11 protein-coding genes and 1 pseudogene are annotated in these 13,793 nt (G+C 27.4%); 11 read left to right on the top strand and 1 reads right to left on the bottom strand.

What is annotated here, in order from left to right; genetic code table 11:
- The 8 genes and pseudogenes from Q5F54_RS05090 to Q5F54_RS05055 form a co-directional block, all read left to right on the top strand.
- A pseudogene (locus Q5F54_RS05090) lies at positions 1–416 on the top strand (tRNA 2-selenouridine(34) synthase MnmH); the annotation flags it as partial.
- Entirely contained in the window at positions 410–1,744 is a 1,335-nt protein-coding gene (gene rimO / locus Q5F54_RS05085; protein ID WP_281537431.1) for a 30S ribosomal protein S12 methylthiotransferase RimO, read from the top strand. The pseudogene Q5F54_RS05090 and the gene rimO, both read left to right, overlap by 7 nt.
- Entirely contained in the window at positions 1,731–2,273 is a 543-nt protein-coding gene (gene pgsA / locus Q5F54_RS05080) for a CDP-diacylglycerol--glycerol-3-phosphate 3-phosphatidyltransferase (RefSeq protein WP_281537432.1), read from the top strand. Before rimO ends, pgsA begins: the two co-directional genes overlap by 14 nt.
- 487 nt (positions 2,274–2,760) lie before the next feature.
- Positions 2,761–3,807 carry a recombinase RecA gene (recA, locus tag Q5F54_RS05075; protein ID WP_071119795.1) on the top strand — a complete coding sequence of 349 codons (1,047 nt, stop codon included), beginning with the start codon at positions 2,761–2,763 and terminating at the stop codon, positions 3,805–3,807.
- Positions 3,808–4,056: 249 nt separating this feature from the next.
- Complete coding sequence (gene rny / locus Q5F54_RS05070; protein WP_071121361.1) at positions 4,057–5,595, top strand: ribonuclease Y; 1,539 nt, start codon at positions 4,057–4,059, stop codon at positions 5,593–5,595.
- A gap of 114 nt (positions 5,596–5,709) precedes the next feature.
- Positions 5,710–6,648, top strand: a complete 939-nt coding sequence (locus tag Q5F54_RS05065) for a DUF523 and DUF1722 domain-containing protein (RefSeq protein ID WP_288523828.1) — start codon at positions 5,710–5,712, stop codon at positions 6,646–6,648.
- Between the two features lie 71 nt (positions 6,649–6,719).
- On the top strand, positions 6,720–7,013 hold the full coding sequence (locus Q5F54_RS05060) for a hypothetical protein (RefSeq protein WP_071119799.1): 294 nt from the start codon (positions 6,720–6,722) through the stop codon (positions 7,011–7,013).
- Positions 7,014–7,138: 125 nt separating this feature from the next.
- Complete coding sequence (locus tag Q5F54_RS05055) at positions 7,139–8,917, top strand: UvrD-helicase domain-containing protein (protein ID WP_281537285.1); 1,779 nt, start codon at positions 7,139–7,141, stop codon at positions 8,915–8,917.
- 35 nt (positions 8,918–8,952) lie between these two features.
- On the opposite strand, the gene Q5F54_RS05050 is transcribed toward Q5F54_RS05055, so the two are convergent.
- Positions 8,953–9,771, bottom strand: a complete 819-nt coding sequence (locus Q5F54_RS05050) for an undecaprenyl-diphosphate phosphatase (RefSeq protein ID WP_143023167.1) — start codon at positions 9,769–9,771, stop codon at positions 8,953–8,955.
- Positions 9,772–9,901: 130 nt separating this feature from the next.
- Between Q5F54_RS05050 and Q5F54_RS05045 the strand changes: the two genes are divergently transcribed.
- From Q5F54_RS05045 to yjeM, 3 genes are all read left to right on the top strand, one after another.
- Positions 9,902–10,810, top strand: a complete 909-nt coding sequence (locus tag Q5F54_RS05045) for a tyrosine-type recombinase/integrase (protein WP_281537286.1) — start codon at positions 9,902–9,904, stop codon at positions 10,808–10,810.
- An 82-nt stretch (positions 10,811–10,892) separates the two neighbouring features.
- Positions 10,893–12,338: an adenylosuccinate lyase gene (gene purB / locus Q5F54_RS05040; protein WP_330668282.1), complete on the top strand. Its 1,446-nt coding sequence runs from the start codon at positions 10,893–10,895 to the stop codon at positions 12,336–12,338.
- A 197-nt stretch (positions 12,339–12,535) separates the two neighbouring features.
- The coding region (gene yjeM, locus Q5F54_RS05035; RefSeq protein WP_302334052.1) for a glutamate/gamma-aminobutyrate family transporter YjeM at positions 12,536–13,793 on the top strand (1,258 nt) is incomplete at its 3' end.

The raw sequence follows: 13,793 nt of genomic DNA, 5'->3' as shown, positions 1-13,793 counted from the left end.
GTGAAAGTAAAAGAGTAGGACATGTACTAATACCAAATAATATTTATGATGCTATAGTTAGAGATGGATATCATATACTTCTTGAATGTAGCTTAGAAAATAGAGTAAAAAGACTTTGTAGAGATTATGTATACAATAAAGATGAAAATAATTTAGAAGTATTAAAAGATTGTATAAATAAATTTAGAAAAAGACTTGGACATAATAAAGTTGATGAATATATTAATTTATTAGAAGAAGGAAAATACGAGGAACTAGTAGAAAAATATTTAGTAGAGTATTATGACTCATTATATATGCATTCAGTTGATAAATATAAATATAACGAAGTTATAAACTTTGATAATGTTGACGTCGCAGTAGAAGAAGTTATAAAATTTCATAAATCAGCAATGGAAGGAGAAATAAAATGTTAAAAATAGCATTAGAATCATTAGGATGTTCTAAAAACTTAGTAGATGCAGAAATAATGATGGGAATACTTAACAAAAAAGGATATAAATTAGTAGGAGATTTTGAGGAAGCAGATATAATATTAGTAAATACTTGTGGATTTATAGAATCTGCAAAACAAGAATCTATACAAACTATATTAGAATTAGCACAATTAAAAGAAACTGCTAATTTAAAATTACTTATAGTTACAGGATGTTTAGCACAAAGATATGCTGAAGAATTAAAAATAGAAATACCAGAAATAGATGCAATAGTAGGAACAGGAAGTTATCAACAAATAGATGAAATAATAGCTAACCTTGAAAAAGAGAATCATATAGTAAGCTTAAATGACATAGACTTTGCGTATAATGAAGATTTACCAAGATATGTATCAACTCCAGATTATATGGCTTATTTAAAAATAGGAGAAGGATGCGATAATAAATGTACTTATTGTATAATACCTAAATTAAGAGGTAAATACAGAAGTAGAAAAATGGAAGATATAATATCAGAAGCTAAGGATTTAGCAGCAAAAGGTGTTAAAGAGTTAGTTGTTATAGCGCAAGATACAACAAAATATGGTTGTGACTTATATGGTAAAGAAATGCTTCCAGAATTATTAGAAGAACTTGCACAAATAGAAGGTATAAAATGGATAAGAATAATGTATTCATATCCAGAATCAATAACTGAAGAATTAGTTAAAGTTATTAAAAAATATGATAATATATGTAATTACTTTGATATGCCAATACAACATGCAAGCAATAAAATATTAAAGTTAATGAATAGACATACTACAAAAGAAAATATACTATCAACTATAAATATGATAAGAAAGCATATACCAGATGCAACATTAAGAACTACTATAATAGTAGGATTCCCAGGTGAAACTGAAGAAGATTTTAATGAATTAGTAGAATTTGTTAAAGTAGCTAAGTTTGATAGACTTGGAGCATTCTCTTATTCAAGAGAAGAAGATACACCAGCTGATAAACTTCCAAACCATTTAGAGCAAGATGTTAAAGATGAAAGAAGAGATGCTTTAATGTTAGTTCAACAAAGCATATCAGAAGAACTAAATGCTGCTAAAGTAGGAAATATATATGAGGTTTTAGTAGAAGAACAAATAGAAGACAAAGTATATATAGGAAGAACTAAAGGAGATGCAGAGGAAATAGACAGTATAGTATATGTTAAATCTGATAAAAAGTTAAACATAGGTGACTTCGTAAGTGTAAAAATAACTAGTGCATTAGAATATGATTTAATGGGGGATATAGTTAATGAACTTGCCTAATAAACTAACTTTATTTAGGATATTTTTAATACCAGTATTTATACTTGTTATGTTATTTAATATACCAAGTAAATATTTAATAGCATGTGTAATATTTATAGTAGCATCTATAACAGATGCAATGGATGGACATATAGCTAGAAAGCATAATTTAATTACTGACTTTGGAAAATTTATGGATCCATTAGCAGATAAATTGCTGGTTATATCAGCACTTATATGTATGATAGAAGTAGATTTAGTATCTAGTTGGATGGTAATTATAATTGTTGCTAGAGAACTTACAGTAAGTATACTAAGAGCAATAGCTGCTGCTGATGGAAAAGTAATAGCAGCAAGTGGTGGTGGTAAATTAAAGACAATAAGCCAAATGATAGCAATACCACTTTTACTTTTAGGAGTTCAGTTTGGAAGTAATATATTACTATCGATAGGGAATATAACCATATTAATAGCTACATTGCTTACTTTATATTCTGGATGGGAATATTTATATAAAAATAAAAACTTATTTATGGAAAGTAAATAATTAAAAGGAGCTATTATTAAGACTAACTATTAGAGTTAATTTCTTAGTATAGCTCCTTTATATTTTATAAATTAAAAGTTTTACTGTTTATGTATTTTTTATTAAATTTGGTTAGAATGAAAAAGCTTGTCTTAAATTAGGAAGATATTCTAAATAAAACTTGTATAAAAATACAAATAAAGGTTTATAAATAAAATAAGTATGGTAAAATCTTACTGAAAACAAATTCTAATTTTATATATTAAAACTATAGCCTATAAATAGAAACCTATATTTCATATATAACTAAATATAAAATAAATTATATACAATTAATATAAAAGATATTAGCTTTCTTAACTATTAATTAAAGTGAGAGAAATATATATTATTATTAATGAGGATTAAGTGAATTTTTGTAATTGACGGAGATTATTTTATGCTATATAATAGTTATATAAAATAGAACGAATGTTTGGTATTTATAGAAATGAAAGGAATGATATAGATGAGTATAGAGCAAGAAAAACTAAATGCACTTAATCAAGCATTAGGTAAAATAGAAAAAGAGTTTGGTAAAGGATCAGTAATGAAGCTTGGGGAAGCTACATCAATGGCAATTGATGTTATATCAACAGGATCAATAGGTCTTGATATAGCAGTTGGTATAGGTGGACTTCCAAAAGGAAGAATAATAGAAGTATATGGGCCAGAATCTTCAGGTAAAACAACAGTTGCACTTCATACAGTAGCAGAAGCGCAAAAGCAAGGTGGAATAGCAGCGTTTATAGATGCGGAACATGCACTTGACCCAGTGTATGCAAAGGCGTTAGGCGTAGACATAGATAACTTAATAATATCTCAACCAGATACAGGAGAACAAGCACTAGAAATAGCAGAAGCACTTATAAGAAGTGGGGCTATAGATATAATTGTAGTTGACTCAGTTGCAGCACTTGTTCCAAGAGCAGAAATAGAAGGAGATATGGGAGATTCTCACGTTGGTTTACAAGCTAGACTTATGTCTCAAGCACTTAGAAAATTAACAGGATCTATAAAAAAATCTAACTGTGTTGCAATATTCATAAACCAATTAAGAGAAAAGGTTGGAATAATGTTTGGTAATCCTGAGACAACAACGGGAGGACGTGCTCTAAAGTTCTACTCATCAGTAAGATTAGATGTTAGAAAAATAGATACTATAAAGCAAGGGGATAAGGTATTAGGAAGTAGAACAAGAGTTAAGGTTGTTAAAAATAAAGTGGCTCCACCATTTAAACAAGCTGAATTTGATATAATGTATGGAGAAGGTATATCTAAAGTTGGTGATTTATTAGATATAGCGTCAGATATAGATATAGTTAAAAAGTCAGGAGCTTGGTATAGTTACAATGATACTAAACTTGGACAAGGTAGAGAAAATGTTAAAAAGTTCCTACAAGATAATCCAGATTTAATAAAGGAAATAGACGAAAAAGTTAGACATTACTATAAATTAGATGAAACTAGAGAAAATGCTCAAGAAGAAGACGACACATTATTAAATTTGGAATAATAAAATAATACACACCTCCTATTAACTTGACATGCGATAGAAAAAATTATAAAATTAATTAAGGACATAGTATCTAAATATGATTTTTAAATAAAATACTCTTAAATGTTACAAATAGAGGATTTTATCGACATTACAATATATATCTTAGAAGTAATGATTGTATTTTTTCTATATGCTATAGTTTTAATTGAATTATAAAATTATTTAGACTCTTAAAATGTAATTTTGGGATTATTATCAAAGGAGGTGGGTGTCATAGATATAATAAGTATTTTATTAGGGATAGCAGTAGGTATTATTGCTGGTTATTTTGTGAGAAAAAATATATATGAGTCAAAAATTGGCCAAGCTAACAGCGAAGCTGATAGAATAATAAAACAAGCAGAAGACGACTCAAAAAGAATACACAAAGAGAAGTTATTAGAAGCACAAGAGGAAATTCATAAGTTAAGAACTGAATCTGAAAGAGAAAATAAGGAAAGAAGATCTGACTTACAAAAATTTGAAAGAAGAGTTATACAAAAAGAAGAAATATTAGACAAAAAGTTACAAAACTTAGAACAAAAGGAAACAAGCCTAGGGGACAAGTTAAAGAATGTAGCTAAAAAAGAAGAAGAGATTGAGGCTATAAAAACCCAGCAATTAGAAAAATTAGAGAGTATATCAGGAATAACATCTGATAAGGCAAAAGAAATAATATTAACTAATGCTGAAAGAGACGTTAGAAGAGAAATGTCTATAATGATAAAGGAAATAGAGTCTCAAGCTAAGGAAGAAGCAGAGAAGAAATCAAGGGAAATAATAGGGTATGCTATACAAAAATGTGCAGCAGACCATGTTGCTGAAACTACTGTTACTGTTGTAAATTTACCTAATGATGAAATGAAGGGTAGAATTATAGGTAGAGAAGGTAGAAATATAAGAACATTAGAAACATTAACAGGAATAGATTTGATAATAGATGATACTCCTGAAGCTGTAATATTATCAGGGTTTGATCCTATAAGAAGAGAAGTTGCTAGAATAGCACTTGAAAAATTAATAGCGGATGGTAGAATACACCCTGCTAGAATTGAAGAAATGGTTGATAAGGCTAGAAAAGAAGTAGAGAATATAATAAAAGAATACGGAGAACAAGCGGCCTTTGAAACAGGTGTTCATGGACTTCATCCAGAGTTAGTTAAATTACTAGGAAGACTTAACTATAGAACAAGTTATGGACAAAATGTACTTAAGCATTCTATAGAAGTTGCTCATATAGCTGGTATAATGGCAGCAGAAATAGGCGCTGATATTAGACTTGCAAAAAGAGCTGGTCTTTTACATGATATAGGGAAAGCAGTAGACCATGAAATGGAAGGAACTCATGTTGAGATAGGTATGGACTTACTTAAGAGATATAAGGAATCTAAAGAAGTTATACATGCAATGAGTACGCATCATGGTGATTATGAACCGCAGACTATAGAAGCTGTGCTTGTAACTGCAGCAGATGCTATATCAGCAGCAAGACCAGGGGCTAGAAGAGAAACTCTAGAGGCTTATATTAGAAGATTAGAAAAGTTAGAAGAAATAGCCAACTCATATGAGGGTGTAGATAAATCTTTTGCCATACAAGCAGGTAGAGAAATAAGAATAATGGTTAAACCTGAAAATGTTAGTGATGAAGATATTCATTTATTAGCTAGGGATATGACTAAGAGAATAGAAGATGAACTAGAATACCCAGGACAAATAAAGGTTAGTATAATAAGAGAAACTAGAGCAATAGAATATGCTAAGTAATAAAAAAAGAGAGGATAAATACCTCTCTTTTTTTATTATGGTAAAAAATAATTAATATTATATAAAATTATAGATAAAAATATAGGTAAAAAAAGCATGGAGTGAAGTTAGTTTATGAGAAAGCCTAAAATTGTAGTTAGTGAATGTTTATATGGTACGAAATGTAGATATGATGGTCAAGGATACAATGATAAGGTTATTCAATCTTTAAAAGATTATGTAGATATACAAACTGTGTGTCCTGAACTGGCTATAGGTTTATCAATACCAAGGGAACCTATAAGAATAGAAATGAATAAGGAGAATGAAGAATATAGATTGATAGATTATAATTCGAAAAATGATTATACAAATCAAATGACTGAGTTTTCTGAAGAATTTATAAATGGTTTAGATGATATAGATGGATTTATATTAAAAAGTAGATCTCCTACTTGTGGACTTAAAGATGCTAAAGTATATTACTGTGGAAATAAATGTAGTATAAGAAGCAATGAAAATGGTTTTTTTTCGCAAAAAATAATTGATAAATATGATTATTTGCCTATAGAAAATGAAGGACGACTTAAAAATTACAATATTAGAGATAATTTCTTTACTAGGATTTTTTTTATTAATAATTTAAAAAATAATAAAAATATAATAGAATTTCACAAAAATAATTTGTTATTACTTAAATCTTATGATGAAGAGTCAACAAATGAAGTAAGTGATATATTAAATGAAAATAGAATGGAAGATCAAGTACATCAATATAAAGAAAAAGTATTAAATATAGTTTCTAATCAAAGAAAAAAAGAGAATAAATTATCTATTATAATAAAAGTATTTGAAAAGTATAAAAATATGTTAAATGAAGAAGAAATAAATATGTTTAATGGATTAATTGAATCTTATGAAAATCAAAGAATACCATTTAGTACACTTGAAGTTGTTATAAAAATGTATGCAACTAGATTCAAAGATAAAGATATATTAAATCAAACATTTTTTTATCCATATCCAGAAAATCTTATAAATATAACTGATTCTGGAAAAGGAAGAAAATTATAATAAAATTAATTACATATACACTTAAGTAAATTGGTAATAATAAAGATACAACAATAAGAAAGGATGATTTTATGTTAAATAAATTAGCTAAAAACCAATATGTAAAAATAATAAAAAGTAACTTAGAAAATAGTGATATAGAATACGGTGTAGTATTAAATGATGAAAATGAAAAGTATGATATAATGAGTATTGGATTTGAAAATAAAAATGGTAAATTTGTAGAATATCCAACAAATGTAGAAAACTTAGTACAATCTTATACTACTCAAGATGCACAATTTGATGAAGTAAAAGAAAATGAAGTAAGAAGAAAAATGAATATATGGTTAGAAAATAATTATAAAAGTAATTATAAAATATAATTATATAGGGGAGTATGTTTACTCTCCTTTTGTTGTTTAAATGCAAAATTTTTATCTATAAATATCAATATGGAAAAATTTATACTAAAATGATATAATTATTATAATTAAGGGGGGAATTTAAAGTGAACCAGTACACAAATATTAACTCTCAGTTAGAAGCTTTAAAGCTTAAAGATATAGAAACATATTTTTATGAAAAAATAGGTAACAATGCTAGTATAATTCCTAAAGTCACACCTTTTAAAGGTATAAATACGGATATGTTATATATAAAAGATAATAAATTGTTATTTATAAAGTTTATGGATACAACAGAAGATTTATTTTTTATATTAGAAGAAGAGTTACTAGAAGTAATGAATGAAGAATATGAACTTTTAAAAATAAAAATGGAACAATCAAAATTAAATATAGAATATAATTATGTCTTTGTAATGCCATATGTTGATATAGATGATGCATATAAATTTGAAGATTTTATAGAAAATAATTTAATAGACCAAACTAAGCTTGAAGAGATTTTAACGGGTGAAGTATTAATAGATAAATATCTTAAAGGTAAAAATAATGAAATAGATCTAAATTTATTTTTATTAAAAATATGCCCAGAATACTATGTATTAAATGATAAAATACATTTAAATAATAGTTTTAAAAAAATTTCATTTTATAGTGATGATTATAAATATAGTGCAACACCTCTAAGTGAAGAACAAATAAAGGATATAATATCTATAAACTATGGAAATACATTACTTACAGGAGGGGCAGGAACTGGTAAAACCACTCTTATGTTATCAAAAGTCATGAAGTTAGCAAGAGTTTATCCTCATCATAGATTTTTGATACTAACTCATACAAAACAAGAATGTAATGAATTAAGAGAGAAACTACAAGTTCTATATAAAGAAAATACTAATATAGACATATATACACTTAATGCATTTGTACTCAAATTAGCTAAAAAGTATAATTTAGTGGTTGATTATAATATGCTGAAAAAGGATTATTATAAAACTTTTAACAATATAGTAAAACAAGCTAGAAATATTATCAAAAATAAGAATATGTTTAAAGGGATATTTATAGATGAGGCAGAGAGTTTTTCTAAAGATGAAATTGAATTTATAAGAGAGTTCCTATATAAGACAAAATATATATTTAATGTTTTTTCGTGTAATAGTTTAAATATATCAAATAATGTTAATATATTTAAGGACAACCTAAAAGAAATAAAATTTGATGAGCATATAAATTTAAAGAAAAATTATAGACAATCTAAAGAACTTGTTGATTTTAACAATAACTTCTGTGAAAATATAGATAGATATATAAAAAAATTAAGAAGTAACGTTAAAACTACGGGATTCTATAAAACAGAGGATATAAAGCCTAGTACAAAATCTGTAGACATAATAAAGGTAAGTGACTTAGAAGAACAAATAAGTTCTGTTATTTGGGAAGTTGAGTATCTTATAAATCAAAAAGGCTTAGATTATTCTGAGATAGCAATAATATATCCATATAATAAGAAAAAGTTAAAAAGTGGAAAGGTTATGTATTTCCAATATATGCTTAGAAAAGCATTAGAAAAGGCAAACATACCATATATATATGCAGAGGAAAACTTAACTAATATAAGTAAAAAAGTAGGTATAACAATATCTAATATATATACAATAAAGAATTTAGAGTATAAGGCATGTGTAATTTGCCAACTAGAAATGCTATACAACCATATTATAAATGACACAACTCAAGATTATCAGATAAATGATTTTATAGGAGACTTAAATAAAGTATATTTAGCTACAAATAGGGCTTGCGATTATTTAAGTATAGTTACAGCTTTTAATGAAGAGACTAGCGATATTATAAAGCTTCTTATTGAATCTAAATAAAAAGAAGCACTAAATGTGCTTCTTTTTATTTTAAACTATTTAATTAAAAAGAAATATGCAAGTACTAATATACCAAGAACTATTCTATAATATCCAAATACTTTAAAGTCATGTTTCTTAATATAATCAAGTAAGAATTTTATAGCTAATATTGAAACTATATATGCAACAATAGATCCTGTTGCAAGGATTAACCATTCAAAACCACTAAATGCAAAGCCTGTCTTAACAAGTTTTAATGCACTTGCACCAAGCATAGTAGGCACAGCTAGGAAGAATGAGAATTCTGTTGCTATATATCTAGACGTTCCAAGTAAAACAGCACCAATTATAGTAGATCCAGATCTAGATGTACCAGGTATTAATGCTAAACATTGGAATAAACCTATACCAATAGCTAGCTTATAGCTGACTTCAGAAAAACTATTAACTGATGGTTTTTTATTTCTGTTTTCAAGCATAATCATAATTATACCATATACTATTAAAGCTATAGCAACTGTAGTTGGGTTAAAGAATAATGCATCTATTGTATCATCAAATAATAAACCAAGTATACCTGATGGTATAACTGCTATTATAACTTTAATCCATAAATCGATAGTTTCACTTTTTTGAATTTTAGTTTTTGAAACATCAAAAGGATTTAGTTTTTTAAAGAAAATTGTAAGAACAGCTAGTATAGAACCAAACTGAATTACTACTAAAAATGTACTCATAAAAGTTTCTGATACATTCATTTTTATGAATTCATTAAATAAAATCATATGACCTGTACTACTTACAGGTAGCCACTCTGTTATACCTTGAACAATACCTATAAGAGCGGCTTTAAAAAGTTCCATTAATTCCATTAATTAAATTACCTCCTATGTAAAATAATAATTTTGGTAAATAAACGCTATGTATAAGTATATCAACAATATAAAATATATTCAATATATAGATAAAAATGTTAAAAAATATAAGAAAGGGAAAATATCCATGGAGAATGAAAAAGTGCTAGAAGATATAGAGTATGAAGTTTTTAAAGACTTTTCTAAAAAGCTGGAGCCAACAACTAAACATGATTATTTATCTAAGGTAATATTATTTAAGAAATTTTTACAAGATAAAGAATTAGTATATGCAAATAAAGAAGATTGTAAAAAATTTATAGATTATGTTCAAATAATATATAAAAAATCAACTTGTGAGAAGATATATAGTTATTTACATAGTTTTTATAATTACTTAAAAAAGGAAGAATATATAGAAATAAATCCATTTAGATATGTTGAAAAGCCAACAGTTAGTAGAATAAAAAGTAAAGATGATGTACTTAGTATTCCAGAGATAAATAAGCTTATAGATACATTGTATAAATTAAATATAAGAGATAAAACTATAATAGTATTTTTAATAACTACTGGATGCTTGCTTAATGAACTAGTTAGCTTAAAATGGAAAGATCTTATGGTAGATGATAAAGACAACTACTACGTACGACTAGGAAAAAAGAAAAAAGAAAGAATAGTTAAACTCCATCCATATTGCTTTAGATTAATAGAGGAATATAGACATTACTCATTATTACCAGAAGTTATAATGCCGACAGAAGATTTTGTTTTTACAACTCAAAAAAGTAATTATATAACAGATCGAAATGTCAGAATAATAGTAAGAAAAGCACTAGATTTAGCTGGACTTTCAAATTATTCAGCTAAAGACTTTAGACATTCATTTGCAGCCATAAGTTTAAGGCTTGGAGCTGATGAAGAAGATGTAAAAAATCAGTTGGGATGGAGTGATAAATATTACGCTATAAGATACAAGTATGTGTTAAATTTTGTAGATAGTCAAAGTGTAGATTACTTAATAGATAATGATGAAATTTTGATTAACACTAAATGAACAAATGGATAAAAATACTTGTTATTGTTCGTAATGTTTTATATAATTATTATATAAATTATATTCAAGGAAGGTGCATATTATGATGGACAACAAATACACTACATATACAAATCCTCTGACAGATAGATACTGCAGTAAAGATATGAGCTATATATTCTCTCCTCAGTTCAAATTTTCAACTTGGAGAAAGTTATGGGTTGCTTTAGCAGAAGGAGAAAAAGAGCTAGGTATAAATATAACTGAAGAGCAATTAGATGAATTAAGAAATAATATAGATAATATAAATTTTGATGAAGCTAGAAAAATAGAAAAAGAAGTAAGACATGATGTTATGAGTCATGTTAAAGCTTATGGTCTTCAATGTGACAAAGCTAAGGGAATAATACATTTAGGAGCAACTTCAGCTTATGTTGGAGATAACACTGATGTTATACAAATGAATGAAGCATTAAAACTTATAAGAGTAAAGCTTGTTAACTTAATAAATAATTTAAAAGAATTCTCTCTTAAATATAAGGATGTTCCAACATTAGGATTTACTCATTTCCAAGCAGCTCAACTTACAACAGTAGGAAAGAGAGCTACTTTATGGGCACAAGATTTAATACTTGACTTAGAAGACTTAAACTATAGAATAGATAACATGAAACTAAGAGGAGTAAAAGGTACTACTGGAACACAAGCAAGTTTCTTAAGTTTATTTGAAGGTGATCATCAAAAGGTATCAGAACTTGATAAAATAGTATGCAAAAAAATGGGATACAAGTATTCTTATGCTGTAAGTGGACAAACATATACTAGAAAGTTAGATTATCAAGTTTTAAGTATATTATCTGGGATAGCTCAAAGTATGCATAAAATGACTAATGATATAAGACTTTTACAAAGCTTAAAAGAATTAGAAGAACCATTTGAAAAAAATCAAATAGGTTCATCTGCTATGGCTTATAAAAGAAATCCTATGAGAAGTGAAAGAATAGCATCGTTATCTAAGTATATAATAACTGAATCATTAAGTCCTGCTTTAGTTCAAGCAACTCAATGGTTAGAAAGAAGTTTAGATGACTCAGCTAACAAGAGATTAGCTATACCTCAGGCTTTTATGGCAGCAGATGCTATACTTGAAATAGGAATAAACGTTACAGATGGTTTAGTAGTATATGAAAATATGATAAATAAGCATATAAATGAAGAACTTCCTTTTATGGCTACAGAAACTATACTTATGGAAGCTGTAAAAAGAGGTGGGGATAGACAAGAACTACATGAGATTATAAGAGAGTACTCTATGAAAGCTGCATATAGAGTTAAGCAAGAAGGATTAAACAATAATCTGATAGATCTTATAATAGAAGATCCTGCTTTTAAAATGAGTAAAGAAGAAATACTATCTATAATGGATCCTAAAAACTTTGTTGGAAGAGCACCAGAACAAGTGGTAGAGTTCGTGAATGAAACATTAGAACCTGCTATAAAAGAATACAAAGAATTAATAGGTAACATAAAAGTAGATTTACATGTTTAATTAAAAAATAATTTATAAAAAAGACTATGTATAGTATATAGAAGTATTTATAGCTATACATGGTCTTTTTTTATAAGTACAGATTATAAATACTCTTAAACCTAAAATAATGATAATAAACAAAAATCCTCTATATATGAATTAAATTTTATATAACTGTAAAAATTAATATCATATTTAAGCAAGGAGGAGTCATAATGGGTGAAAATACAAATACAACAAAAAAATTGACACTAGTATCACTTATACTTATGATTTTTACATCAGTATTTGGATTTGCTAATATGCCAAGAGCGTTTTATCTTATGGGATATGCAGCAATACCATGGTATGTACTAAGTGCAATATTATTCTTCATACCTTATGCATTTATGATGGCAGAGTATGGATCTGCATTTAAAAAAGAAACAGGGGGAATATACTCCTGGATGGAAAAATCTGTAGGTCCTAAATATGCTTTTATAGGTACATTTATGTGGTATGCATCTTATATAATATGGATGGTAAATGTTTCATCTACAATTTGGGTACCACTATCTAATGCTATATTTGGTAGCGACAGAACAGGATCCTTAAGTTTATTAGGTTTAAGTTCTATACAATCACTAGGTATACTGGGATGTCTATGGATATTACTAGTAACGTTTATAGCCTCAAAAGGTGTAGAAAAGATAACTAAAGTAACTTCTGTAGGTGGTACGGCAGTAGCATTACTTAATTTAGTATTATTAATAGGAGGACTTGTAGTTTTAGCTTCAAATGGATTTCAGTTTAAGCAACCTATATTAAATATTGCAAGAGATTTTACAACTTCACCAAATCCTGCATATCAGACACCTCTTAGTATTTTATCATTCCTAACATTTGCAACATTTGCATTTGGAGGTCTTGAGGTTTTAGGGGGACTTGTTGACCAAACTGAAAATGCTGAAACAACATTCCCAAAAGGTCTTACTATATCAGCTATAGTCATAGCAGTAGGATATGCAATAGGTATATTTGCTTGTGGTATGTTTACTAATTGGAATGATGTATTATCATTAGATACTGTTAATATGGCTAATGTTGCTTATGTATTAATGAGAAATTTAGGATACGAGCTTGGAATGACTTTTGGTATGAGGCAAGCATCTGCCATAACTTTAGGGTTATGGGTTGCTAGATTTGTTGGGTTTTCAATGTTTTTAGCTTTAACAGGGGCTTTCTTTACATTAACTTATTCTCCTTTAAAAACGTTGATAGAAGGCTCACCTAAGAAATTATGGCCAGGAAAATTTGCTGAAATAAAAGATGGAATGCCTGTAAATGCTATGTGGATTCAAGCTATAATAGCTATTTTAATAATACTTGTAGTATCTTTTGGAGGAAGTAATGGTCAAGCATTCTTTGCACTTTTGGTTCTTATGACAAATGTTGCAATGACTATACCATACATATTCTTATCAGGAGCCTTTC

The organism is uncultured Romboutsia sp. (assembly GCF_958366745.1).
Classification (GTDB): domain Bacteria; phylum Bacillota; class Clostridia; order Peptostreptococcales; family Peptostreptococcaceae; genus Romboutsia; species Romboutsia timonensis.
The sequence above is the reverse complement of the archived record's forward strand: the minus strand, read 5'-3'. Positions and strand labels throughout refer to the sequence as shown.